The organism is Polynucleobacter sp. AM-26B4 (assembly GCF_018882285.1).
GTDB lineage: Bacteria > Pseudomonadota > Gammaproteobacteria > Burkholderiales > Burkholderiaceae > Polynucleobacter.
On sequence record NZ_JACVOT010000001.1, the window covers coordinates 1,470,347 to 1,493,938 of the forward strand.

The window sequence follows — 23,592 nt, forward strand, 5'->3', positions numbered from 1 at the left end:
GGATTCATTTTATCTTGGGAAACTGCCCATCCACATAGAGCCATTGTTTATCTTCACAGACAAAGGAGCTGATTTCGTGAAGGCGATGGGCTTTGCCATTGATTTTATATATCGCCACAAACTCTACTGTGGCAGATAAACGATCACTGGCTTCACTGAAATGTTTCACGGTCAGACCCGTCCATTGAGTTGGATCTTCATTGAACAATGGTTCTTGAGGTCTGGTGGAAGAGTGCCAGGTGCTTAATAAATAGGGTTCATTCTTTAAAACAAAGGCACTGTAACGTGAGCGCATCAATTCTTCAGCATTGCTGGCCAGTTCTTTACCTTCATGAAATTTACCGCAGCATGTTTCATAGAGGCCTTTGCCGCATGGACAGTTCATTGATGAATCTTTCAAAGGCTTGGTACTTGAATCAATTTAGCAAGTTCTTTGAGACGCTCGATGCCAGGTTCTTTTCTTGGCCAAACCAGCTCAACCCCGTCATTTTTGTAGCGAGGTAGAACATGCACATGGATGTGGGGCACAGATTGCCAGCCAGCATCTTTGTTAGCTTGTAAAAGAGTAATGCCTTCAGCCTTGAACACATCCTTAACAACGTGAGCAATGCGCTTGGCGACCAAAAAGAGTCGCTGAGTGGTTTCTTCGTCGATATCTAAAATGGTTTCATAGGGCTTTTTAGATGCCACGATTACATGCCCATCATTCACTTGTCCAGCATCCATGAAAGCAAATACGAGATCATCTTCGTACACTTTGGCACAAGGCAATTCACCTGATAAAAGCTTTTCAAATATGGTGGTCATTTAGAAACCTGATTTCTTAAGTAATATTCGACTATATTAGGCTAATTCACCAAGCTTGATTCAAAATTAAAACCATCCACATGCATTTATTTGTTTATCTTCACGGCTTTAAATCTTCGCCAAATTCCAATAAGGCTCAGCTGACTAAAGCCGCCATTGAGCAACGCATTCAAGCTGGTGAGCCAATCACTTGGTATTGCCCGCAATTACCTGCTTCGCCGCGTGAAGCGATACAGATGGTAAAGGATCATATTCATGGGCAGACATTCAGTACTTTGTCTTTCATGGGGTCATCCTTGGGTGGTTACTACGCCACCTATTTGGCTGAACTGTTTCCAAGTAAGGTCAGCTTGTTGAACCCGGCGATTGAGCCTGCTAGAGATTTAGAAAAATACATTGGCGAACAAAAATCTTGGCACCAAGATGAAGTGTTTCATTTCTTGCCAGAGTACATCGAAGAGCTTCAAGAGATTTATGTGCAAAAGATCACTCAAGCAGAGCGCTATTTTTTATTGGCTGCAAAAGGGGATGAAGTTTTGGATTGGCATGAGATGGTCGCCAAATACCCTGGTGCTCATCAACTGATTTTAGAAGGTGGCGATCATGCTATCTCTGATTACCCCAACTACTTAAATCAGTTGATGGAGTTTCACTTCACATCTCTAACGCACCTAAAACCAACATAAGCGACCTTGGTATCTCTGGGTTTGGTTGCCACGGCTGATTCAATTTGATTCTCTGGGCCATACCACCAAGAGGCACCGCGAGTGACTCTCTCATTGCCTGGACCATCGTCGACCCATTCCCAAACATTGCCGCCCATATCGTATAAACCATTCACCCCCGGTTGAGTGGTCATTACCGCCACATGGCCTGTGCCGCGATTAAGAACATTAGCAGGGGCTAGGCCTTTTAAACCTGCACAGCCATTCAAGCAATGCGAGTTTCGTGGGGTATCACCATTGGCATAGGTGTAACGTTTACCTTTAACGAATGGCTGTGGAGGAGTGGCCCGCTGCTCTAGAAAAGCCGCTGATGTCCATTCTTGATCCTTGGGCAGTCGTTTACCAAAAAATTGGCAGATGGCTTGTGCTTCATCGAAATTCAAATGAACCGCTGGCTCTTGATCTTTTGATGGCACGCCAAATGGTTGCAACCAAGTCCAACCTTTTTTACGTGTCCAGCCATATTCATAAATAAAACTACCACCTTCTTTTTCACCGGAGCTGACAAACTTGGTTTGTTGTGCATAAAGTTTGACTGTGCCAATCGTGACTTCATGCAAGTCCCATTCCAGTTGCCCAATTCGAGTTGTTTTTTCTAAAGCAGTTGGTTTTGTTTGAGCGCTGGCTGTGTTCATCAAAGAAGTCATGAGTATCACCAATAGGCCGCCGTAAAGAGACATCTTGAAATTGTGTGGTTTGTTCAGCTTCATGGTTTTAACCTCAGTCGTAATCTAAATGCGAGAAGTATCAAAAGAACAGCACCATAAATACTCACAGTGAAGTAATCATTTTTTCCGGACTTGTGCCAAAAATAATGAAGAATCACCAAAGGTGCAATCAAGTAAATTAATTGATGGAGTCTGGCCCAGTTCCGTTTTAGTTTTTTAACGGCCCATTGATTGGATGTGAGTGCCAAAGGAATCAGTAAAACAAATGATATGAATCCGACCGTGATGAAAGGGCGCTTGATCACATCCACAATCATTTCTGAAAATATCAAACCGTGATCTAGCCAAAACCAAATTGAAAAGTGCAGACAGGCATAGAAGAACACAAATAAACCCAAGGTTCTTCTGTATTGAATCAATTGGTTGATGCCAGTGAGTCTTCTCAAAGGTGTGATGGCCAAGGTCAAGCATAAAAATACCAAGGCCCAGGTACCCGTCGAGCGAGTGATGAATTCAATCGGATTGGCTGTTAAATCCTCTTGGTAGCCCAAGACTATCAATCGGACCAGTGGCAGTAAACCAATGCCGATCAACAATGCTTTCATCACTTAATAAAACTTCCGTAAATCCATGCCTTTATAAAGATGCGCCACTTGTTCTGCGTAGCCATTGAAAGGCAAGGTCTTGATCTTAGGTGCAAACATACCGCCCTCAGCACCGATTCTTCTCTCAGTTGCTTGACTCCAACGCGGATGATTGACCTCTGGGTTTACATTGGAATAGAAGCCGTACTCATAAGGAGCTGATACTTTCCAGCTCGTTGCAGGTTCTTTATCGGTGATGCGGATTTTTACAATTGATTTAGCACTCTTGAAGCCGTATTTCCAGGGCACGTTGATACGAATTGGTGCCCCATTTTGATTAGGCAGCACTTCTCCATAAAGGCCAAATGTTAAAAGTGCCAAAGGATTCATGGCCTCATCTAAACGCAAGCCTTCGGTGTAGGGCCAATTCAATACTCGGCTGTTAACGCCAGGCATTTGTTTTGGATCAGCCAAAGAAATAAATTCAATGTACTTTGCAGAACCTTGTGGCTCGCTGGCTTTGATTAGATGAGATAAAGAATAACCAATCCAAGGTATCACCATTGACCAGCCTTCGACGCAACGAAAGCGATAGACTCGCTCTTCCATTGGGGCTAACTTGAGCAGGGCATCAATGTCCCAAACTTTAGGTTTGTTGACCAGACCTTCAACGCTCACAGTCCAAGGTCTTGTTTTTAGTGTGTGGGCATTGCGAGCAGGATCAGCTTTGTCTGTTCCAAACTCATAAAAATTATTGTAGGTTGTTACATCTTTATAACTTGTTAACTTATCAGCCACAAAGAACTGCGGGTTGACTTTGGCTGGAAGCTTTTGGCCGCTCTGAGCAAAAGCACTTCTGCTGAAAACTTCTGCTTGCGACAAGCCAAACGCACCCATCGCAGCCAATTTGATTAATTGGCGTCTCTTTTCAAAGATGTTTTGAGGGGTGATCTCGCTGGCCAGGATGTCATGGGTATTTTTCATGCATCTAGCTTAATCGAGAATCAAGATTTCTGCTTTGCGTGGCTTGCTAATTAGAAGGCTTAGAGGACCAACTGGCGGTGTTCCACCATCAGGCATTTGTCCATGATGCCAGTTAGACCATGCGAACTGGCGTAATCCAAGGCTTCCTGGTTGATGACACCCATCTGGAGCCACAAGGATTTTGCGCCAATTTTGACTGCTTCATGAGCAATCTCCAGGCAATCTACTGACTTTCTGAACACATTCACCATGTCGACAGGAACTGGAATGCTGCTTAAATCTGGATAACAGGTCTCGCCCAAAATTTCAGTGCAAGCAGGATTCACGGGAATGATCTTATAGCCATGATCTTGCATGTACTTGGTCACGCCATAAGATGGTCGATCAGGTTTATTGGATAGACCCACCACAGCAATTGTTTTGGTTTCTTGCAATAATTGTTTCATCTTCATAGTATCTATTGAATTCAACCAAAATTAAAGAATTACCAAGTTTCTCATCAATTTCACTCATGACCAAGAATCCAATTCACCCAAAAAAATTACTCTTGAGTAAATGGACTGCGGTCACACCTGAGAACAAAGAAAAACATTTCATGGTGATCAAAGTGATTGAGCCGCAAGTTGAGGGTGGGCCAGTTGAGCAGGTGGTGATTGAAGCAGTGATGAGCAAGCGTCAAAAAACCATTCAATGGCGATCACTCACCAATGGCTTGGAGTGGAAACAAGGGTGGGTTTAATTCTTTTCTATGTACTTATAGAAAGGAATGGCCAGCAATAAACTAAGCACCGCAGATACGCACATCCCCAAGACATTCATCCAAGGATCGCTTGGGTAAAGTTGCACCCAAATTCCACTGATCACCAGAGAAACAGGGAAGTGCACCAAGAAAATAGAATAGGACATCTCCCCAATTTTTCGCAATGGGTTGTTCCAAAGTTTGGATTGAGACCAATTGCTCTCATAGCTACTGAACAATATAAGTGCCGTGATTAATGCAACGGACAAGCGCTCTCTGAAATCTTGGTAGTAAAGAGAAAAAATAGTGATCGCTGCCACAGACAGAATCAAGACATGATGTGATTGGCTTCTGGCCAAGAAAGCGGTCAGCAAGCCCAAGCCATAGGTGGCAAAGAAGAAAATGAACCAAACGTCATAGGTGTCATGACGATTAAAAAATAGCACCGATGCAGTTGTGAGAGCGCTGAAGATGATCAATGTGATCAGGCGAGTGCTGCGGTAGCTCCAGCTAGCTGGAGATAATTTTTCTACCAAGAAAACCAATAATGCGCAAACGGCAAATAACTGAAAATCGATGGCGACATACCAAAGGCCAGCAGATAAAGATTCATAACCAAGGATGTTTTGTAAAAAGAACAGATGACTCAATAGCTGAGGCATGTCGGGCATTGCAGAGATTGAATGGTGCTCCATCAGGCGACTGGCCACAAATGAAGCTGCGATGGCTAAAGCGATTGCGCCAAGGTAGGGAATCACGAGACGAAGATACTTTTGCCAAATGACTTTTTGCACAGAATGCTTGGCGAAAAAATTCGGTTCACTGAGCTTTAAGCCAGTTAAAAAACCACCAATGCAAAGAAATACCGCAACCGCTAAGCGAGCGTAATCAAAAAAGAAATCAATGGTTTTGGGTATGACTGTGTTGGCAACATCCGACATTGGCCCATAAAAAGCCAAATGATGAAAAAGAATCAACAGGCAAGCAATGCCTTTGATGTTGTCAAGAAATGCTGAGCGCACGAAACCCTCTTGGCCTTATTGTGGCCAAACAATCGATTGCTTTTGGAACTTACCTTCTTCAACTACCAAGGTGCGTTTCAAAACTTTTCCTTCAAAGGAGTATTCGGCATCGTATTTGCCAGCTGTCAATTTCAGCAACATGATGGGGCCATCACTCAAAGCCTCAAAAACAACCTTCTTTTTTTGATCCATGATTTTGACGGTGACATCAGCCACCCACAATGGTCTTTGTGGATGATCTTGAGAAAACTCCAAAACCAGAGGCCATTTTTTACCCAAAGCTAAAAGTGCATCGGATTCTTCGCTACCAATGCCGCCACTGATGTATTCAATACCTTGCGCAACCTTCGCTTCTGGAATCTCAACCTGCGCCAAAGATAAGCTAGAAAACAATACCAAACAGACACTCAATAAAACACGAGAGAGTGGGGTGCGAATAGCGGTTAACAACATGGCAATGTCTCCTTATTGCTAAGAGTCTTTTTTACTGGGGCAAGAAGAGCAAGATCCTGAGCCGGAATCTGAGCTTGAGCAGCCTGATGCAGGTTTTTGGCTGGCGCGAAACATCACCCAGTAGCGACGTGCCATATAGAAAACCACAAGACCGCCAATTAGCCAAACCAGTCCATCAAAAATCATTTCTGCCAGAGTCATCATTCACCCAGTTATCAAGACATTACTCACAAGAACCCAAGTGCGGAGGGGTCTTTGAATTATCAATTATCTGCCCAAACAAGCCATTTTTAAGAATTTTAAGCAATTTCTTGACATCTTTTAAAAATACTGTATATTTATACAGTATAGGCACTGTGCCTTATATCTACTGGCGTTAAAAGGAGTATTTAAATGAAAACTTTGATTTCTAACCCAATTTGGTCTTTGATGAGCGGTTTGGTTATTTGGATGGTTTTTGCTGAAAAACCAGGTGAATGGCAAAGACGTGAGTGGGTTTGTTCTCGCTCTGAATGAGCTTTGCGCACTCTCAAAGTGAGCTTAGTTACTCTTTAATCTTGATTTGATTGCTTTTCTAACTGCTGTTGAAGGCAATCAGGGCACCAGCAAGAACTGCTTTTTTCACCATCGTTGAAGCTCACTGGTGGCAGTGACATGCACCAGCAGTCTTCCACATTTGTGGCAGAGAGACATTCAAAAATTTTGCCACATTGCGGGCATTGAGAATCCGTTAACGGTTTGTTCATCTTTTCAGAATAATCAAAGTAATACCGGGGTTACCAAAAATATCCTTTGTCAGAATCTCTTTGACAGCAGGGTATTGTCTGCACAGTTCTTGGTAAGACTCTTTGCCTGGACCCAAATCTTCACCAGCGAAATATGCGCTGATCAAGTGAGAGCGTCTTTGATACATCAGCTCTTGGCGAATCGCTTCTTTGATTCTGCCACCTTGCCCACCTGAGCCATAACCATGAATCACTTTCACAACCCTGATCGCTGTTTTGGCCAGCTCATCGAGAGCTCGATCAAAAATTATCAAAGCTTCGTCGACCCTGGGTAAATTCTCTTCTAAATTGAGTGTAAAAATACCCGCTAACTTTTTAGGTAGCGGTGGTGTTTCTTGCGATCCACAGTAAGGGCACTCTGACTGAAGAGTGCCTCGTGGGTTGCCGCAATCAGGGCAGAGGACGGATGATGGCTTGACCATTTAACCAAGCTTCTAAACACTCGACCACGCCTGTGGTGAATGACTTGAACACTGGCTCTGCAACGAAGCCAAGGTGTGGGGTGAGCAATGTATTGGGTGTGCTGCGCAATGGGTGATCATCGGGTAAAGGCTCGATGTCAAAAACATCCAAGGCTGCACCACCAATACTTTGGTTTTGAAGTGCTTGAACCAATGCACTTGTATCAACCAAGGTTGAGCGTGAGGTATTGATCAGTAAGGCACCTTTTTTCATCAGCGCTAGTTTTTCTTGGTTGATCATGCCCTTAGTCGTTGGGCTGGCAACGATGTGCAAAGAAACAATGTCAGAGTTTTGCAACAGGACATCTAAGCTGACTGATTCAGCGCCCACAGCCGCGGCTCTTTCAGTAGTCATGTTAGGACTCCAGGTCACCACTTTCATACCAAAGGCGAGCGCCACTTTGGCCACGCGCGAGCCAATTTCACCCAAGCCGACCAAACCCAAAGTTTGGCCTTTTAAAACTGGTAATAAAGAATGTTGATTGCGCCATTGCTTATCAATGATCAGTCTATTTTGTTCAACCAATCTTTTGTGTAAGCCCAGAATCAATGCCCAAGTTAATTCAGCTGTGCTGTCTTTGGATGGACCCCATTCGGTATGACTGATTGGAATGCCTCTTTGTTTTAAAGCGTCACTATCTAAGGCTAAATTCCGAGTGCCGGTAAAGACCACATATTCCAAATGTTTTAATTGAGCAATCAGGTCTGCTTTGAGCGGGGTGCGGTCACGCATCAACACCAAGGCATGAGCATCTTGAATTTTTTCTAGAAGGGCAGCGCCAAGCAAGGGTTGATTGAAGATCTGCACATCGGCCAAACCTTTGATGGAGCTCCAATTGGACAGTTTTTCATATGAATTTTCATAATCATCTAAAACCACAATTTTCTTGCGCATGATGTGTCCCGTTTTTTTAATTGCATTCATTATAGGAGTGTGGGATATTTATGAAGTCACAGAGCTAAAAAGCCGGACAAAACCTTAAGGAGACGAAATGAATAAGCTTTTAGCCGGCTTGATGTCGGTTTTATGTATCAGTGGTGTCGCTCAGGCACAAAGCAATGACTGGCCAACTCAAAAAACAATCAAGATGATTGCAGTTTTCCCACCAGGGGGATCTGTTGACCAGGTTGCCAGAATTTTGGCCCCAGCATTACAAAATCAAATGAAGCAAAACGTGATTGTTGAAAACATTGGTGGAGCATCAGGCTCTATCGGTGCTGCTGCAGTTGCAAGAGCTCAACCAGATGGATACACATTTGGCGTTGTGTTCGACACCCACGGTGTGAACGAGAACATGATTGAAAAGTTACCGTATAAGACCAAAACTGATTTGGCGACTGTGACCATGATTGGTACAGCGCCGATGGTGTTGACTGCTAGCAAAGCATCAGGCATTACCAGTTTCAAACAATTGCTTGCTGATGCAAAAGCAAAAAAAGCAAACAACTACGGTTCAATTGGTACAGGTAGCTTGGGTCATTTAGCTTTGGCATCATTGGCTAAAGACGCTAAATTTGATTGGACACACGTGCCGTATCGTGGCGGTGGTCCTTTGATGCAAGATGCTTTGGCAGGTCACGTACCTTTGGCGATTGGTTCATTGTTCTTGGTCAAACCTCACGTTGATTCAGGTGGTGTGATTCCTTTGGCAGTGACAACCAGCAAGCGTTCACCAGAAATGCCAAATGTTCCAACGATCGCTGAAAGTGGTTACCCTAACTTTGAAGCGCCAGCTTGGTGGGCCATCATTGCTCCAGCAAAAACTCCGGCAGCAATCGTTAACCGCATGCACGAAGAAGTTGCTAAGGCATTGAAGAATCCTGAGATTGCACAACGCTTGAAATCACAAGGCATTGAAATTGCAGCCTTGGGTCCAAAGCCTGCTCAAGATTTTGTTAATAAGCAGATTGATGTTTGGGGTGCTTTCATCAAGGCTAACAACATCAAGGCAGCTGATTAATCAATGACTGAACGTCTCGTACCTTATCAACCGCTGGACTTGCAAGAGCCAGCGGATTTGGTGGCCGCTATCCGTCAAAGGCGAGGCGGCCAATTCATCAATCTTGATCGCATGCTGTTGCACAGCGCTCCGTTTGCAACGGGTTGGAATGCTTTTTTAGGTGAGGTCCGTAACAATATTGGCCTAGACCCAAAGCTCCGTGAATTGGGTATGTGCGGTGTGGCGATCTTGAACCGTGCTGAATATGAGTTCATTCATCATGCCCCAGTCTTTTTAAGTTCTGGTGGAACTGAGGAACAAGTCAAAGCCATGCGCCAAATTGGTTCCGGTCCGATGCCAGCAGGCTTGTTCAGTCAGTTGGAAGAGGACGCGATTGAATTAACCATTCAAATGACAAGATCAATCGAGGTTGATCCGGCTTTGATGAAGCGTTTACAAAGCGCTTTGGGTAATTCACATTTGGTGGAGTTGGTAGGTGTGATTGCTACTTACAACATGGTCTCAAGATTTTTGGTTGCTTTGCAGGTCACTCCCGAGCACTGATTGAGTACATGAATTAAACCCATAAAGGCTGCACCACATTTGTGCGGCCTTTTTTATTAGCTTTAAAGCTAATAGCCGAAAATTATTAATATAACTAATATGACCAAAGTTAAATATCTGAAAGATATAGCATTTTGAGTGAATTAGGCCACATATACATCATCGATGACGATGCTTCAATGCGCAGTTCCTTGACTCGCATGTTGAATAGTTGCGGTTACTCCATCGAGTCACATGAGTCCCCTGAGTCATTTTTAGAAAAATCAATTCCGGTTTCGCCAGCAACTATTCTTTTGGATATGCGCATGCCAAGGATGTCAGGGGTCGAGTTGCAAAAGAAATTAAAAGAGATGGGCCGAGAGACACCGATCATTTTTATTTCAGGTGAATCGATGCCTCACGAGATCGTGACCAGCATGAAACAAGGAGCCATTGATTTCTTGTTCAAGCCATTTAATTTGGATGATCTATTGCGTTGCATCGGTGCCGCGATTCAAAAAGACAAAGAAATTTTCCAATCAATGACTCAGTCATTGACCATTAATCAGCGTTACGACTCCCTGACCCCTAGGGAAAAAGAGGTTTGCGCTCTATTGGTCGAGGGTTTGATGAACAAAGACGTGGCTGTGCGCTTAGGTACCACCGACGCCACCATCAAGGTTCATAAATCAAGGGTGATGGAAAAAATGATGGCGCCTTCTTTGCAAGAGTTGGTCCGTTTATATGATTTGGTGAAGAATAAATAACAGGTCTTTGATGAATTTAGAGTTTTTAGTAATTTAACGATGTTAAAGTAGCACGAAGAAGCCAAAGAGCTCATGGAGACAGCATGTCAATAGGATCAAAAAATAAAATTGAAATCCTGCCTGAAATTCAGGGAAAGGTGCTTAAAGCCGCCCGTGAAAAACTAAGACTTGATGTTCAAGAACTTGCAGTCAAAGCATGCCTATCTAAAAAACATATCACAGAGCTTGAGCAGGGTGGCATCACCAGCTTTTACTCTGAATCTCATAAGATCACCGTGGCAAAAAAAGTTGCCAAAATATTGCAATTGGATGAAGCACTTGTGTTGGTTCATCCAGATGGTGATTTGTCTCAACAAGAATCATTGCCTTTCGATGCAACCGTTGAAGAGACTCAGCAGCCAGTAAAAGTTCAAGAAACAAAATCGGCCAAGGAAGAAAAGGTGAGTGCGCCAGCAGCTGAAGAGTCAAATCAACAAACTACTAAGCCTGCAACAGCACCAGCAAATAAACCAATCAAAGTCAGCTTGGAAAATATTCAGACTGGTGGTCAGATGGATTCTTCAAGACCAAAGTCAAAACGCTCACGCAGTGGTTTGATGTCAATCTTGTTGTTGATCTTGGTGGCAGGTGGTTTGTATTCAAGTAAGGATGACATCATTGCTGTGTTTAATCCGCCAGCTGCAGAACCTCAACCAGTGGTGGTTGAAGGAGCTGAACCTAAAGAAGACGGCGCTAATCCAGCAACACCAGCCAATCCTGCAAACCCTGCAAACCCATCTGCACCAAGTTCAGGAGTGCCAGCAGCCAATGTGGCGGTTACATCACCATTGCCATCAGATGTTGGTTGCCCAAAACCTGATGCGAGTGTGTCAGAGCAATCTGTGACTGAGCCTACCAAGCCAGGTAACTTTGTGCATGTCGTTGTGAAGTCAAGGCAAATTATTTGCGTGGTGGATGCCAGCGGAAAATCAATGATGCAGTCGATTGAGCCAGGCGCGGGTCATACCTTTGGTGGTAAAGCCCCATTCACCATTTTGACCAATGGTTTATCGCAGACATCTGTCTTTTTCCAAGGCAGACCTGTTCGACCAATCAATGAGCAAGCAAGAACGATGCGCGTTAAGGAAGCATCTACCAATTAAGACTGCTGAAGATAAGATCATTAAAGGAGCTTCGGCTCCTTTTTTATTTATCTACCAAGACCAAACGCCAAGATAAAATAAACCCATGAGCCAATTACCCCAATCTAAATCTGAAATATTCTGGGCATTTACTTGGCTGGCTCTTCAGGGATTTGGTGGTGTTTTGCCCGTTGCTGAGCGCGAGTTGGTAGATAAGAAACGTTGGTACACCAGAGAAGAGTTTCTTGAAGAGTGGGCAGTTGCCCAAGTATTGCCCGGCCCCAACGTGGTTAACTTGGCCATCATTTTTGGCTCACGCCATTTTGGTTTGCTAGGTGCTTTAGCAGCCATTGCAGGCATGTTGGTATTTCCGATGTTGGCGCTGATTGTCATAGCGATCACCTATCTTCATTGGGGGGCTAATCCGGTGGTTGCAGGTGCGATCAAAGGGATGGGTGCTGTTGCAGCAGGCTTGATTGCTGGAACATCTCTTAAATTAGCCAGCGCACTTAAAAAGCATCCATTGGGTTATTTGCCGGCCATTGGTATCGCTTCACTGTGTTTCATTTTGGTGGCTTTGATCAGAATTCCTTTGGTACATGTGCTCTTAAGCCTTGGCATTTTGTCTATCTATCTTACATATCGTCGGGTCAAACCATGATTCAATTTTCATTCGCCAACTGGCTGGATGTATTTTTGCATTTCACGGCTGTTTCATTGATGGCAGTGGGCGGAGCAGTGACTGTCATTCCGGAGATGCATCGGCATTTGGTCTATCAAAATGCCTGGATGTCTGAGGACCAATTCGCGGCATCCATTGCAATCGCTCAATCAGCCCCAGGCCCAAACATCTTGGTGATTGCCATGATGGGTTGGCACATAGGCATTAACTCTGTCACAACAATTCATGCGCAGTATTTTTGGGGAACCTTTGGCATGGTGTTGGCCATGATTGGTGTGATGCTACCCAGCTCAGTTCTGACTTACTCAACTGCGAAGTGGGTTCAGGCCAATAAAGACAGTAATTTCGTTATGGCCTTCAAACAAGGGCTGGCCCCTCTGGTGATTGGTGCCATTTTGGCCACCAGTTGGTTGATCAGTGCTGCTAACACCAGTTTAGAAAATGACTGGCCATTGTGGTTGTGCACCATTGTCACTGTCTTCCTGATTTGGAAAACAAAGATACATATCTTGTTGTTGTTATTGATTGGGGCAGTGTTGGGTGGGGTGGGGCTGATTTAAATCAGCGCATCACAGCCAGCCATAAAAAATAGGCAATAAAAAACCCGACCGAAGTCGGGTTCTTATAAACATAACGCCAAATTACATTGGGTTGATGTTAGAAGCTTGCTTGCCCTTAGGGCCAGTTGTTACTTCAAAGCTAACCTTTTGGTTTTCTTTCAAGCTTTTGAATCCGTTACCTTGAATCGCTGAGAAGTGAGCGAATAAATCTTCACCACCACCGTCAGGAGTAATAAAACCAAAACCTTTTGCGTCGTTGAACCACTTAACAATACCTGTTGCCATTACTGAAATTCCTTAAAAAAATTAAACGTGGTGATTTCTCACCATTTCTTTGCAGGGCTGGAAGATTCAACTAACCGAATCACCCATTTTGAAAAATGGAAACGACGGAAGCTACTTGAAGACCTACGCGCTAAGTATCGCACAATTTGAATAAAGGGATATGATTATTTAATCAGGGCTTTTACTAGGTTTTATGGGGCTAAAACACCCAAAAACAGGCATTTTTGGCAAAAAAAGCATTTATTGAGCTTTGGGAGCCGAAAAAGTAAGCTTTTTCGACTTAATTCTCTGAAATATGAGTGCTTGAATCCTCAGCGAAGATTTAAAGTCTGTTTTATCCTCTAGCCTGCCCAATAAAAAGAAGAGACAAAACAAATGAATCACGCAGAAATCACCAAAATCATTGATGACAACATCAAGGCAAGACGCTCTATTCGTGCTTTTTTACCAACTGAAGTAAAAAAACAAGACATTCTGGACATCATGAATGTCGCTGGTCGCGCTCCATCAGGTACCAACACGCAACCTTGGCAAGTGCACATTGTTCAAGGTGCTGCCAAGCAAGCGATCACCGATGAAATCATGAGTATTTTTAATGATCCTGAGGCGCTCAAAGAGCACACTGAAGAATATAACTACTACCCATCAAAGTGGGTTGATCCTTATCTAGCTCGCCGTCGTAAGGTTGGCTTTGACTTATATGGTTTATTGGGGATTGGCAAAGAAGATAAAGATAGGATGAAGGCTCAGGGTGCCCGCAACTATCAATTCTTCGATGCACCTGTGGGAGTTTTCTTCACAATTGATCGAGTCATGCAGCAAGGTAGCTGGTTTGATTACGGTATGTTTGTACAAAACGTGATGTTGGCTGCCAAAGCACGTGGCCTTGATACTTGTCCGCAAGCGGCCTTCACTCAATTTCATCGAGTGATTGCAAAGCATTTGAACCTCAATGCTGAGCAACAGTTGATTTGTGGCATGTCATTGGGATACGCTGATCAAAGCAAGGTTGAAAATACTTTGATCACCGACCGCGAAAATGCGGAAAGCTTCACGCATTTTTATAACTAAGTTTATTCAGTATTTTTATAGGTAATTCTTTATGAGTCAGACTTTTCAATGGAATGATCCACTGCGTTTGGATGATCAGTTAACTGAAGAGGAGCGCATGATTAAAGATGCTGCTCATGACTACTGTCAGGGTCAGCTACTACCGCGAGTGACTGAAGCATTCCGCCATGAAAAAACAGACATCGCTATTTTTAAAGAGATGGGCGACTTGGGCTTGTTGGGTGTGACTATTCCTGAACAATACGGCGGTGCTGGTTTGAACTATGTGGCTTATGGTCTGGTTGCTCGTGAGGTTGAGCGAGTTGATTCTGGTTACAGATCGATGTTGAGCGTTCAGTCTTCTTTGGTGATGGTGCCTATCAATGAATTCGGCACAGAAGAACAAAAAAAGAAATACCTGCCAAAACTTGCCACTGGTGAATGGATTGGTTGTTTTGGTTTGACTGAGCCCGACCATGGCTCTGATCCTGCCAGCATGGTGACTCGTGCAAAACCGGTGGATGGTGGTTACTCATTGTCTGGTTCGAAAATGTGGATCACCAACAGTCCCATCGCTGATGTATTTGTGGTGTGGGGAAAATTGATTGACGAAGCGACTGGTAAAGATGAGATCCGCGGTTTCATCTTGGAAAAAGGTTGGAAGGGTTTAACAGCTCCTGCGATTCACGGCAAAGTTGGTTTAAGAACCTCATTGACTGGTGAGATCGTGATGGATGAGGTCTTTGTGCCTAAAGACAACATCTTCCCAAATATCAAAGGTCTTAAAGGGCCTTTCACATGTTTGAACAGTGCTCGTTATGGCATTGCTTGGGGTGCTTTGGGCGCCGCTGAAGATTGCTGGTTCAGAGCACGTGACTATGTGATGAATCGTCAACAATTTGGTCGTCCATTGGCTGCCAATCAGTTGATTCAAGTGAAGTTGGCTGATATGCAAACTGAAATCAGTTTAGGTTTGCAGGCCTGCTTGCGTTTGGGTCGCATGAAAGATGAAGGCACAGATGCTGTTGAAATCACATCAATCTTGAAGCGCAACTCGTGCGGCAAATCATTGGCTGTTGCCAGAATGGCCAGAGACATGATGGGTGGCAATGGTATTTCTGATGAATATGGTGTGGCAAGACACATGGTGAACTTAGAAGTGGTCAACACTTATGAGGGAACGCACGATATTCATGCTTTGATTTTGGGTCGCGCTCAAACCAATATCCAGGCATTCTTTTAAAAACATTAAAAGTAATATGCAACACAGGCCATTCAAGTGAATGGCCTTTTTCTTTATTTCGTTTATTCTTGATTCTATGCAAGGACTACTTAAATCTTCTTCTAATACGGTGAAGTTAATCATGCTTTTAGGCATGGCCTTTACTTTACTGTCATCGCAAGCACGTGCGATTGAAGTTGGAGATCGTTTGCCTTTGGGACAGATTCAGTCGATACAAGGTGAAACATTCACACCTGAGAATTGGGCAAAAAGAAACACCATTGTTCAAGTTTGGGCGACTTGGTGCTCGTATTGCCGAACACAAAATAAATACATGCAACAGCTAAGGCAAAAAGTACCTGCTCAGCAGTTGAACATTGTCACAATTTCAATTGATCGACGGGCTGAGTCTGTTAAAGACTACATGGAAAAAAATCAATACAGCTTTCCAGTGGTGATGATGACACCAGAGCTATCAAAGGCCATTGGGAAGAGAAGAGGGGTGCCTGAACTTTATGTGGTTGACCCTCAAGGGCGAGTGATTCAGAAAGACTACGGTTTGATGGTTGATCTGGATTTCTTTGACTTGGCAAGACACGCCACAAAAGCAGAAAAGCCTGCTAAGTGAGCAGCAAAGAGTCCTCAAAATAAGAAAGCTCAGGTCAAAAAGTCATGGCCAGGACTTTCATGCACTTTTGGCATATTCATATAAGAAGAATGAATTTGTATTAAATATCACCTCGTTCAATAATCTTTTAGTTAGTTAAATCAATTAACTGTAAGGTGAAACCCCAAGATATAAAAAGGGTTTATCGAACTAGAATCGAAGGGTTATTAAAGGGGAGAAATGATGCAATCATTCATTCGTAAACCATCAGTATTGATGGCAAGCCTATTTGTGGGCTTATTAGGTGCAACTTCTGTGGCCAGTGCCCAAAGTTTGCAAATCAAACAATGGGCTGCTTCATGTTCAGCCTGTCACGGTACCGATGGTTATTCTGAAGGTGGCATGGCCAGCTTAGCGGGACAAAACAAAGCCGAATTGATCAAGAAGATGAACGAATACAAAACTGGTAAGCGCACAGCTTCGATCATGCATCAGTTGAGCAAAGGTTACACGGATGAGCAGATCGAGCAAATCTCTGCTTACTTCGCTTCTTTGCCTGCTGAAAAACCAGTAGCTAAAACAAAATAATCGGGAGTTGATCATGCAAAGACGCGAATTTATACAATTAGTAGGTGCGGGTGCTGCTGCGACAACTCTGGTTGGTTGTGCTTCAACACAAATTGACGCTAAAAATGCCAAAGTATTGGTGATTGGTGGCGGTTATGGTGGCGCAACAGCTGCTAAGTATGTCCGCAAGTTTTCAAATTACACAGCTGATGTGACGCTGATTGAACCAAATCAAAACTTCATTTCTTGCCCATTATCAAATTTGGTGATTGGTGGCAGCAAGAAGATGGAAGACATCACTGTTTCATACGCAGGTTTGAGCAAGAATCATGGCGTGAAACTAGTGAAAGACTATGTGGTGTCAGTGGACGTTGCTAAACGCCAAGTTAAATTGGCTGGTGGCTCAACATTGTTTTACGATCGCTTGATCGTTTCTCCAGGTATTGATTTAACTTACGACAAATTGCCAGGCATGCTCAAGCCAAATGCTCAGAACGAAGTTCTGCATGCATGGAAAGCCGGCGAGCAAACCGTTGGTCTCAGAAAGCAATTGGAAAGCATGAAGAACGGTGGTGTATTCGCCATTTCAATTCCATTGGCTCCGTACCGTTGCCCTCCAGGACCATACGAGCGTGCTTGCCAAGTCGCTGACTATTTCCAAAAGAGTAAGCCAAAGAGCAAAGTACTTATTTTGGATGCCAACGATGATGTGACATCTAAACCAGGTTTGTTCAAGTTGGCATGGTCACGCCGTTATGCTGGCATGGTTGAGTATCGTGGTAAACACAATCTAACTGATGTTGATGTCAAAGGTAAGACTTTGAAGTTTGAATTCAACGACGACATCAAGGCTGATGTATTGAACGTGTTGCCTCCAATGCGTGCTGGTTCAATTGCTGTGAAGACAGGTTTGGCCAACATGAATGCACGTTGGTGCGAAGTTGACTTCTTGACCTTTGAATCTAAGGTTGCACCAAACGTTCACGTATTGGGTGACTCAATTCAAATAGCTCCAGGTATGCCAAAGTCTGGTCACATGGCCAACCAACACGGTAAGACATGTGCTGCAGCTGTAGTGGCAATTTTGAGTGGTGCTGAAATCAATCAGTTACCGGTTTACAACAACACTTGCTACAGCTTCGTTTCTGCACAAGACGTGGTTCACGTTGCCAGCGTTCATACTTATGACGCTGCTAAGAAAACCATGGTCACAGTGCCAGGTTCTGGTGGTGTGTCTGCCGCTGCTAATCCTCTTGAGGGTGAGTACGCAAACGCATGGGCCAGAAACATTTGGGCTGATATGTTGGTTTAAACCACTGAATCATTTTCAGTGCTACCAAATAAAAAAGTCTGCTTCGGCAGACTTTTTTATTTGCTCAATTATTAAATTTTTATTTAATTCTTCACTCACTTTTTATTTTTGCTGGCCTCATCCAAAGATTTTAAGAAAGCCAATTTCTCTTTGATTTTGGCTTCCAAGCCTCGATCGGTTGGTTGATACCAATTAGCCTCTTTAAGGCCCTCAGGTAGATAGTTTTCTCCCGCCGCATAGCCATGAGCTTCATCGTGCGCATAACGATAAGTCTTGCCGTGGCCTAATTCATCCATCAGTTTGGTTGGGGCATTGCGTAAATGCATCGGCACGTCGCGACTGGTATCTTTCGCCACAAAGTCTTTGGCTTGATTGAATGCTTTGTAGGCCGCATTGCTTTTAGGAGCTGTGCACAAGTAAATCAGGGCTTCAGCAAGTGCCAGTTCGCCCTCAGGACTACCCAAGCGCTCATAAGTCAATGCAGCATCATTGGCTAATTGCATGGCGCGTGGATCTGCTAATCCAATATCTTCCCAAGCCATGCGAATAATGCGTCGCGATAAATATTTAACATCAACACCACCATCAACCATGCGGCAAAACCAATACAAGGCGCCATCTGAATTGGACCCTCTGACAGATTTATGCAAGGCTGAAATCTGGTCATAAAAATGATCGCCAGATTTATCAAATCGTCTTGATAGGTGACCTAAGGATTGCTCTAGAAATTCCGCGGTGATGTTGGTGATTTGACTGGTCTTGGCTGCATTGAAGGTTTGCTCAATCAAATTAAGGAAACGTCTCGCGTCACCATCGGCCATGTGAAGCAGCATGGCTTGGGCTGCTTGATCAAACTCTAGGGTGCCTGGCAGCGCAGCCAAGGCCCGATTCAATAGCTGTAAAAGCTCATCGTTTGTCAGAGACTTCAGAACATATACCTGAGCTCTTGAAAGTAATGCTGAATTAACTTCAAAGGATGGGTTCTCAGTGGTGGCTCCAATAAATGTCACCAAACCGGATTCAACAAATGGGAGGAGAGCATCTTGTTGAGATTTATTGAATCGATGTATCTCATCCACAAACAAAATGGTTTTTTTACCAAACTGTTGCAGATTGTTTTCTGCCTGTTCAATGGCTTGTCTTATTTCTTTGACCCCAGCCAAAACTGCAGAAATGGCAATGAATTCACAGTCAAAGGTATTGGCAGTGAGCCGTGCAATGGTGGTTTTGCCTACGCCAGGAGGACCCCATAAAAGCATTGAATGAGGCTTACCTGAGCGGAACGCCAAATCAAGTGGTTTACCTGGACCGAAAAGGTGAGTTTGCCCGACCAGGTCCTCTTTTTGTTGAGGACGCAGCATTTCCGCGAGGGGGGTAAAATTTTCGTTGTTTGGTAATAAAGACATGGTTTAATAAGCAAATTGTCGCATGTTGTCTGAATGCCAAATCGTTTTTTAAAACTAATTCATCATTATTAAAAAGTAACTCATGAACCAAGATACACAAAATCAGATCAGAGATAAATTACGTCCGCTACCACGCTGGATTTTTATGAGCCGCTGGTTACAGGCTCCCTTGTACATGGGCTTGATTGTTGCTCAAATTGTTTATGTGATTCAGTTCTGGCGCGAACTAGTTCATCTCATTGGCATGATGATGACCAAGGGCGGCACGACTGAAACAGAAATCATGTTGATTGTTTTAGGTTTGATTGACGTGGTGATGATTTCAAATCTCTTGGTGATGGTCATCGTGGGCGGTTGGGAGACCTTCGTTTCTCGTCTAGAGCTCAAGAATCATCCTGATCAGCCTGAATGGTTGTCTCATGTGAATGCAGGTGTTTTGAAGGTCAAGCTAGCAACAGCCATCATCGGCATCTCTTCAATTCACTTATTGAAGACTTTCATCAATGCAGAACACTTGGATGACAAAACTTTGTTGTGGCAAACCTTGATTCACTTGACGTTTGTGATTTCCGCTTTGGCGATTGCCTACACAGAAACACTATTGGCTAAAGCCAAGTCTCACTAAGTAGACCAACTAATCAAAATTGTCTGATAGCAATGCCAGCCAAAACAAGGCTGGCAGTTGCTACCATCGTCAACACGGTTCTCATTTTTAAGAATTCTGCCAAATACTCTTCGTCATGAATCAAATGACGAAACTGTTTGCGATCAACGAGCAATGCAAGAAGAAGTGTTGCGGCAATCAAAAAATAACCAGAAGAAAAGGGCAGGTGAAGTGCTACCCATGCAAGCAAGGATGGGATCACTCCCCAGATCCAGGCGCCTTTAGCTCTCCAAAAGCCATGACCTTCTTGGTTTGAGAGGGGGTTCAATAAAGGACCCCAATGCAGTGCTCCTACAAATGAAGCGATTGTTGCAGCGTAAAGGAGCAATGAGTTCGCAGCCCAAAAATCCAGTGGCGGTTCTGCAAATTGAACCAAGGCGGATAGAAGGATGAAGGGAATCAGCCCTGCATAACCAAGAAATTTAGTAATCGGTGTCAACATGATCAGTTGTAGCTGTAAACGCCTTTGCCTGATTTTCTGCCAAGATAACCAGCAGCGACCATTTCGCGAAGCAATGGGCAAGGACGATATTTCGAGTCATTGAAGTTCTTGAAGTAAACCTCCATGATGGCCAAGCAAGTATCTAGGCCAATCATGTCGGCCAATGCCAACGGTCCAATAGGGTGGTTACAACCAAGCTTCATACCTGCATCAATATCTTCTGGAGTGGCCAAGCCTTCAGCCAACACAAAGAAGGCCTCATTGATCATGGGTACCAAAATACGGTTCACAACAAAACCAGGTGCATTTTTAACGGTGATGGGTTCTTTCCCCAACACTTTTGACATCTCTTGAACTAAAGCATGAGTTTGGTCATCAGTTTGTAGGCCACGAATAATCTCAACCAAAGTCATCATCGGCACAGGGTTGAAAAAATGCATGCCGATAAAGCGCTGAGGGTTGCTCACTTCAGCCGCCATTTGCGTGATTGAAATCGATGAGGTGTTTGAAGCAATGATGGTGTCTTTGCTAACAATGCCATCCAATTGTTTCAAGATCTTGATCTTGAGATCGTAATTCTCAGTTGCAGCCTCAATCACCATTTGTGAACCTGTGAAATCTTGGTAATTGGTGCTGGTTTTGATGCGAGACAAGGCAGATGCTTTTTCAGCTTCAGTCATCTTCTCTTTTTTGATCAAACGATCAAGGCTACCGGCAATGGTTGAGAGTCCTTTTGCTACAGCGGCCTCATTGATATCAACCATGACCACGTTCAAGCCGGAAACAGCGCAGGCTTGAGCAATGCCATTGCCCATCGTGCCAGCGCCAATAATGCCCACAGACTGAATACCCATCTCTTGACCTTGTAATTAAGTGCTAAAAGCCTAAGTTTAAGCTTCCTCTGGAAAATAGTAGAAATTTTTCAATAACGCTCAGGCTTTATGGATAATGTCGGTATGTCTACACAAGGTTTCATCCTCAAAATCTCCTGCCCAGACCGACCAGGCATCGTTCATGCTGTCAGTCAGTTTTTGTTCAATCAAACGGCCAATATTTTAGATTCCGCACAATTCAGTGACACGTTCACGAGCCGTTTTTTCATGCGGGTGCATTTTGCAAAGACTTCGAAAGAACTTAATTTGCAAAAGTTACAAGAGTTATTCAAAGAAATTGGTGATGGCTTCCAAATGGACTGGGAGTTATTTGATGCGGCCAGCAAACCAAAAGTATTGATCATGGTTTCTAAATTGGGCCATTGCTTGAATGATCTCTTGTTCAGAACTCACAGTGGCTATTTGCCGATTGAAATCGCTGGCATCGTTTCTAATCATCAAGATTTTCAGAATCTAGCGGCCGGTTACAAAATACCGTTTCATTACATGCCGCTCAGCAGTGCCAGTGATGAGCGTAAAAATGATCAAGAAGAGCAGTTACTAAAGCTGATCGATCAAGAAAAAATTGATTTGGTTGTTCTTGCCAGATACATGCAAATCTTATCGCCCAAGGTATGTCAAAAATTATCTGGCAAAGCCATCAACATCCATCATTCTTTCTTGCCAAGCTTTAAAGGCGCTAAACCTTATTGGCAAGCCCATCAGCGCGGTGTGAAGTTGATTGGTGCGACTGCGCATTACGTCACAACTGATTTGGATGAAGGTCCAATCATTGAGCAGGGTGTTGAGCGTGTTGATCACGCCATGGACCCCGATCAATTGGCTGCTGTCGGTCGAGATGTGGAGTGTATGGCTTTATCTCGCGCCGTTCGTTGGCACGCAGAGCATCGTATCTTGTTAAATGGAAAGAGTACGGTGGTCTTTCAGTAATGGATTTTTCACTTTTACTTGATATCTTTTTACATTTAGACAAACACTTGGTCACCATTGTTGATCAATGGGGTCCTTGGGTGTATGTCTTGTTGTTCGCCATCATTTTCATTGAAACGGGTGTGGTGGTGATGCCATTTCTGCCCGGTGACTCTTTGTTATTTGTGGCTGGGGCCATTGCAGCAGTGGGTGGTATGAGCCTACCACTTTTATTGATCTTGTTGATCATTGCGGCGATTGCTGGTGATGCAGTCAATTATTCAATTGGTCGCTGGTTCGGGCCTAAAGTGTTTGGTTGGGAAAACTCTCGCTGGTTCAATAAAGATGCTTTTGATAAAACCCATGCTTTTTATGAAAAGCATGGGCCCATTACCATTGTCGTTGGCCGCTTCATGCCGTTCATTAGAACCTTTGCCCCATTCATTGCGGGGGCAGCTCAGATGTCTTATTCCAAATTCGCTACCTACAACGTGGGTGGTGGCATTCTTTGGGTTGGAAGTTTGACGACCTTGGGTTACATGATTGGAGAGCACCCATGGGTCAAAGCCAATTTCTCAATGGTGGCTTTAGCGATGATCATCATCCCAGGTTTGCCAGCACTGTGGGTGTTCCTGCAGGCCATGGTTCAAAAGCTAAAGCGCTGATTATCTTTTTTGATACTGCGTTTTGCCGTACAAAATTTCCTTGGCCTTATCGTCATTCAGCGGTTTTCTGAGTGACGTCAAAATTTCAACACCTCGTTTGACGGCAGGGCGCTCTGCAATTTCTTCATGCCAACGCAAAACGTTTGGAAACTCCTCGAGAGTGATGCCTTGATTTTTCCATGAGCGAGTCCAAGGGAAAATGGCAATGTCTGCAATGCTGTAGTCTTTTCCAGCAATGAAACGCTTTTTAGAAAGTTCTCTGTCCATCACGCCATAAAGTCTGCGGGTTTCATTGGTGTAACGATTGATGGCGTATTCGACTTTTTCTGGAGCGTAGATTCTGAAGTGATGAGTTTGGCCAAGCATTGGACCAACGCCACCCATTTGAAACATCAACCACTGCAGCACCTCAAACTTGGCGCGATCTGTTTTGGGCAGGAAGCGACCTGTCTTGCTAGCAAGGTACAACAAAATAGCGCCAGATTCAAAGAGAGCGATTGGTTTGCCGTCTGGACCATTAGGATCGACCATGGCTGGAATCTTATTGTTCGGGCTGATAGCTAAAAACTCTTTGGTGAACTGATCGCCTGCACCAATATCAATTGGATGAGCCAGCCAATCTTTACCCAAGCGATAGCCGCATTCCTCCATCATGATGTGCACTTTGTGGCCATTGGGTGTTGCCCAACTGTAAATATCAATCATGCCTTGTTTCTTTGTCATCATTTT

Annotated in this window: 34 protein-coding genes; 17 read left to right on the forward strand and 17 right to left on the reverse strand. The window is 44.0% G+C overall.

The window, feature by feature from the left end; translation table 11 throughout:
* Positions 1 to 4 precede the first annotated feature (4 nt).
* Positions 5 to 385, reverse strand: a complete 381-nt coding sequence (locus ICE88_RS07480) for a YchJ family protein (RefSeq protein ID WP_216251223.1) — start codon at positions 383 to 385, stop codon at positions 5 to 7.
* Between the two features lie 11 nt (positions 386 to 396).
* Positions 397 to 807, reverse strand: coding sequence for an HIT family protein (locus tag ICE88_RS07485; protein WP_216251226.1), 411 nt, complete (start codon positions 805 to 807; stop codon positions 397 to 399).
* 80 nt (positions 808 to 887) lie between these two features.
* Between ICE88_RS07485 and ICE88_RS07490 the strand changes: the two genes are divergently transcribed.
* On the forward strand, positions 888 to 1,493 hold the full coding sequence (locus tag ICE88_RS07490) for a YqiA/YcfP family alpha/beta fold hydrolase (RefSeq protein WP_216251228.1): 606 nt from the start codon (positions 888 to 890) through the stop codon (positions 1,491 to 1,493).
* Here ICE88_RS07490 and ICE88_RS07495 read toward each other — a convergent pair.
* The 4 genes from ICE88_RS07495 to ICE88_RS07510 are packed head-to-tail and all read right to left on the reverse strand — an operon-like array spanning position 1,457 to position 4,214.
* Entirely contained in the window at positions 1,457 to 2,242 is a 786-nt protein-coding gene (locus tag ICE88_RS07495) for a formylglycine-generating enzyme family protein (RefSeq protein ID WP_216251231.1), read from the reverse strand. The two genes, ICE88_RS07490 and ICE88_RS07495, sit on opposite strands and share 37 nt — an antisense overlap.
* Entirely contained in the window at positions 2,239 to 2,805 is a 567-nt protein-coding gene (locus tag ICE88_RS07500; protein ID WP_216251234.1) for a sulfite oxidase heme-binding subunit YedZ, read from the reverse strand. Before ICE88_RS07500 ends, ICE88_RS07495 begins: the two co-directional genes overlap by 4 nt.
* Before the next feature lie 3 nt (positions 2,806 to 2,808).
* Positions 2,809 to 3,768 (reverse strand): protein-methionine-sulfoxide reductase catalytic subunit MsrP, encoded by a 960-nt coding sequence (msrP, locus tag ICE88_RS07505; RefSeq protein WP_216251237.1) that lies wholly within the window; start codon positions 3,766 to 3,768, stop codon positions 2,809 to 2,811.
* Between the two features lie 59 nt (positions 3,769 to 3,827).
* Positions 3,828 to 4,214: a CoA-binding protein gene (locus tag ICE88_RS07510; protein WP_255535261.1), complete on the reverse strand. Its 387-nt coding sequence runs from the start codon at positions 4,212 to 4,214 to the stop codon at positions 3,828 to 3,830.
* A gap of 65 nt (positions 4,215 to 4,279) precedes the next feature.
* Here ICE88_RS07510 and ICE88_RS07515 point away from each other — a divergent pair, with 65 nt between their 5' ends.
* Complete coding sequence (locus ICE88_RS07515; protein WP_216251254.1) at positions 4,280 to 4,507, forward strand: TIGR02450 family Trp-rich protein; 228 nt, start codon at positions 4,280 to 4,282, stop codon at positions 4,505 to 4,507.
* Here ICE88_RS07515 and ICE88_RS07520 read toward each other — a convergent pair.
* From ICE88_RS07520 to ICE88_RS07530, 3 genes are read right to left on the reverse strand one after another with little or no spacing between them, the layout of a single operon-like run.
* Positions 4,504 to 5,529, reverse strand: a complete 1,026-nt coding sequence (locus tag ICE88_RS07520; RefSeq protein WP_216251257.1) for an acyltransferase — start codon at positions 5,527 to 5,529, stop codon at positions 4,504 to 4,506. The genes ICE88_RS07515 and ICE88_RS07520 overlap by 4 nt on opposite strands.
* A gap of 15 nt (positions 5,530 to 5,544) precedes the next feature.
* Positions 5,545 to 5,982, reverse strand: coding sequence for a carboxypeptidase regulatory-like domain-containing protein (locus ICE88_RS07525; RefSeq protein ID WP_216251259.1), 438 nt, complete (start codon positions 5,980 to 5,982; stop codon positions 5,545 to 5,547).
* Between the two features lie 18 nt (positions 5,983 to 6,000).
* On the reverse strand, positions 6,001 to 6,186 hold the full coding sequence (locus tag ICE88_RS07530; protein ID WP_216251261.1) for a hypothetical protein: 186 nt from the start codon (positions 6,184 to 6,186) through the stop codon (positions 6,001 to 6,003).
* 189 nt (positions 6,187 to 6,375) lie between these two features.
* Here ICE88_RS07530 and ICE88_RS08560 point away from each other — a divergent pair, with 189 nt between their 5' ends.
* Entirely contained in the window at positions 6,376 to 6,498 is a 123-nt protein-coding gene (locus ICE88_RS08560) for a hypothetical protein (protein ID WP_255535262.1), read from the forward strand.
* Between the two features lie 35 nt (positions 6,499 to 6,533).
* Here the strand turns inward: ICE88_RS08560 and ICE88_RS08650 are convergent, their stop codons facing one another.
* The 3 genes from ICE88_RS08650 to ICE88_RS07540 are packed head-to-tail and all read right to left on the reverse strand — an operon-like array spanning position 6,534 to position 8,123.
* The gene (locus tag ICE88_RS08650; RefSeq protein WP_370624437.1) at positions 6,534 to 6,728 is read right to left on the reverse strand and encodes a cysteine-rich CWC family protein; all 195 of its coding nucleotides are present in this window, start codon (positions 6,726 to 6,728) and stop codon (positions 6,534 to 6,536) included.
* Entirely contained in the window at positions 6,725 to 7,189 is a 465-nt protein-coding gene (locus tag ICE88_RS07535) for a Smr/MutS family protein (protein WP_216251264.1), read from the reverse strand. The genes ICE88_RS08650 and ICE88_RS07535 overlap by 4 nt, the downstream gene beginning before the upstream one ends.
* A complete protein-coding gene (locus ICE88_RS07540; RefSeq protein ID WP_255535263.1) occupies positions 7,158 to 8,123 on the reverse strand; it encodes a D-2-hydroxyacid dehydrogenase family protein in 966 nt (321 codons plus the stop codon). Before ICE88_RS07540 ends, ICE88_RS07535 begins: the two co-directional genes overlap by 32 nt.
* Before the next feature lie 97 nt (positions 8,124 to 8,220).
* Between ICE88_RS07540 and ICE88_RS07545 the strand changes: the two genes are divergently transcribed.
* The 6 genes from ICE88_RS07545 (at position 8,221) to ICE88_RS07570 (ending at position 12,841) form a co-directional block, all read left to right on the forward strand.
* The gene (locus ICE88_RS07545) at positions 8,221 to 9,189 is read left to right on the forward strand and encodes a tripartite tricarboxylate transporter substrate binding protein (RefSeq protein ID WP_216251268.1); all 969 of its coding nucleotides are present in this window, start codon (positions 8,221 to 8,223) and stop codon (positions 9,187 to 9,189) included.
* Positions 9,190 to 9,192: 3 nt separating this feature from the next.
* Entirely contained in the window at positions 9,193 to 9,732 is a 540-nt protein-coding gene (locus ICE88_RS07550; protein WP_216251270.1) for a carboxymuconolactone decarboxylase family protein, read from the forward strand.
* Between the two features lie 134 nt (positions 9,733 to 9,866).
* A complete protein-coding gene (locus ICE88_RS07555) occupies positions 9,867 to 10,478 on the forward strand; it encodes a response regulator transcription factor (protein ID WP_255535264.1) in 612 nt (203 codons plus the stop codon).
* Between the two features lie 83 nt (positions 10,479 to 10,561).
* Positions 10,562 to 11,620 carry a RodZ family helix-turn-helix domain-containing protein gene (locus ICE88_RS07560; RefSeq protein ID WP_216251273.1) on the forward strand — a complete coding sequence of 353 codons (1,059 nt, stop codon included), beginning with the start codon at positions 10,562 to 10,564 and terminating at the stop codon, positions 11,618 to 11,620.
* An 85-nt stretch (positions 11,621 to 11,705) separates the two neighbouring features.
* On the forward strand, positions 11,706 to 12,260 hold the full coding sequence (locus ICE88_RS07565; protein WP_216251277.1) for a chromate transporter: 555 nt from the start codon (positions 11,706 to 11,708) through the stop codon (positions 12,258 to 12,260).
* Positions 12,257 to 12,841 carry a chromate transporter gene (locus tag ICE88_RS07570; protein WP_216251280.1) on the forward strand — a complete coding sequence of 195 codons (585 nt, stop codon included), beginning with the start codon at positions 12,257 to 12,259 and terminating at the stop codon, positions 12,839 to 12,841. The genes ICE88_RS07565 and ICE88_RS07570 overlap by 4 nt, the downstream gene beginning before the upstream one ends.
* A gap of 81 nt (positions 12,842 to 12,922) precedes the next feature.
* On the opposite strand, the gene ICE88_RS07575 is transcribed toward ICE88_RS07570, so the two are convergent.
* Entirely contained in the window at positions 12,923 to 13,126 is a 204-nt protein-coding gene (locus ICE88_RS07575; protein WP_089515906.1) for a cold-shock protein, read from the reverse strand.
* Between the two features lie 375 nt (positions 13,127 to 13,501).
* On the opposite strand from ICE88_RS07575, the gene ICE88_RS07580 reads away from it, so the two are divergent.
* The 5 genes from ICE88_RS07580 (at position 13,502) to ICE88_RS07600 (ending at position 17,884) form a co-directional block, all read left to right on the forward strand.
* A complete protein-coding gene (locus ICE88_RS07580) occupies positions 13,502 to 14,197 on the forward strand; it encodes a nitroreductase (protein WP_216251282.1) in 696 nt (231 codons plus the stop codon).
* A 31-nt stretch (positions 14,198 to 14,228) separates the two neighbouring features.
* Positions 14,229 to 15,419, forward strand: a complete 1,191-nt coding sequence (locus tag ICE88_RS07585) for an acyl-CoA dehydrogenase (RefSeq protein WP_216251285.1) — start codon at positions 14,229 to 14,231, stop codon at positions 15,417 to 15,419.
* 76 nt (positions 15,420 to 15,495) lie between these two features.
* Entirely contained in the window at positions 15,496 to 16,026 is a 531-nt protein-coding gene (locus tag ICE88_RS07590) for a TlpA disulfide reductase family protein (protein WP_216251288.1), read from the forward strand.
* 222 nt (positions 16,027 to 16,248) lie between these two features.
* Positions 16,249 to 16,593 (forward strand): c-type cytochrome, encoded by a 345-nt coding sequence (locus tag ICE88_RS07595; RefSeq protein WP_255535265.1) that lies wholly within the window; start codon positions 16,249 to 16,251, stop codon positions 16,591 to 16,593.
* Between the two features lie 13 nt (positions 16,594 to 16,606).
* Positions 16,607 to 17,884, forward strand: a complete 1,278-nt coding sequence (locus ICE88_RS07600; protein WP_216251290.1) for an FAD/NAD(P)-binding oxidoreductase — start codon at positions 16,607 to 16,609, stop codon at positions 17,882 to 17,884.
* 95 nt (positions 17,885 to 17,979) lie between these two features.
* Here ICE88_RS07600 and ICE88_RS07605 read toward each other — a convergent pair whose 3' ends face one another.
* Positions 17,980 to 19,290 carry a replication-associated recombination protein A gene (locus ICE88_RS07605; protein ID WP_216251293.1) on the reverse strand — a complete coding sequence of 437 codons (1,311 nt, stop codon included), beginning with the start codon at positions 19,288 to 19,290 and terminating at the stop codon, positions 17,980 to 17,982.
* Positions 19,291 to 19,372: 82 nt separating this feature from the next.
* Between ICE88_RS07605 and ICE88_RS07610 the strand changes: the two genes are divergently transcribed.
* On the forward strand, positions 19,373 to 19,915 hold the full coding sequence (locus ICE88_RS07610) for a TIGR00645 family protein (protein ID WP_215289722.1): 543 nt from the start codon (positions 19,373 to 19,375) through the stop codon (positions 19,913 to 19,915).
* A 13-nt stretch (positions 19,916 to 19,928) separates the two neighbouring features.
* On the opposite strand, the gene ICE88_RS07615 is transcribed toward ICE88_RS07610, so the two are convergent.
* Together ICE88_RS07615 and ICE88_RS07620 are read right to left on the reverse strand one after the other, a co-directional pair.
* A complete protein-coding gene (locus ICE88_RS07615; protein WP_216251295.1) occupies positions 19,929 to 20,396 on the reverse strand; it encodes a DUF3429 domain-containing protein in 468 nt (155 codons plus the stop codon).
* A gap of 2 nt (positions 20,397 to 20,398) precedes the next feature.
* Positions 20,399 to 21,250, reverse strand: coding sequence for a 3-hydroxybutyryl-CoA dehydrogenase (locus ICE88_RS07620; protein ID WP_216251296.1), 852 nt, complete (start codon positions 21,248 to 21,250; stop codon positions 20,399 to 20,401).
* A 102-nt stretch (positions 21,251 to 21,352) separates the two neighbouring features.
* Between ICE88_RS07620 and purU the strand changes: the two genes are divergently transcribed.
* Together purU and ICE88_RS07630 are read left to right on the forward strand one after the other, a co-directional pair.
* Positions 21,353 to 22,219: a formyltetrahydrofolate deformylase gene (purU, locus tag ICE88_RS07625; RefSeq protein WP_216251298.1), complete on the forward strand. Its 867-nt coding sequence runs from the start codon at positions 21,353 to 21,355 to the stop codon at positions 22,217 to 22,219.
* Positions 22,219 to 22,863 carry a VTT domain-containing protein gene (locus tag ICE88_RS07630; RefSeq protein WP_216251302.1) on the forward strand — a complete coding sequence of 215 codons (645 nt, stop codon included), beginning with the start codon at positions 22,219 to 22,221 and terminating at the stop codon, positions 22,861 to 22,863. Before purU ends, ICE88_RS07630 begins: the two co-directional genes overlap by 1 nt.
* Here the strand turns inward: ICE88_RS07630 and ICE88_RS07635 are convergent, their stop codons facing one another.
* A complete protein-coding gene (locus tag ICE88_RS07635) occupies positions 22,864 to 23,568 on the reverse strand; it encodes a glutathione binding-like protein (protein ID WP_216251959.1) in 705 nt (234 codons plus the stop codon).
* Positions 23,569 to 23,592: the final 24 nt, after the last annotated feature.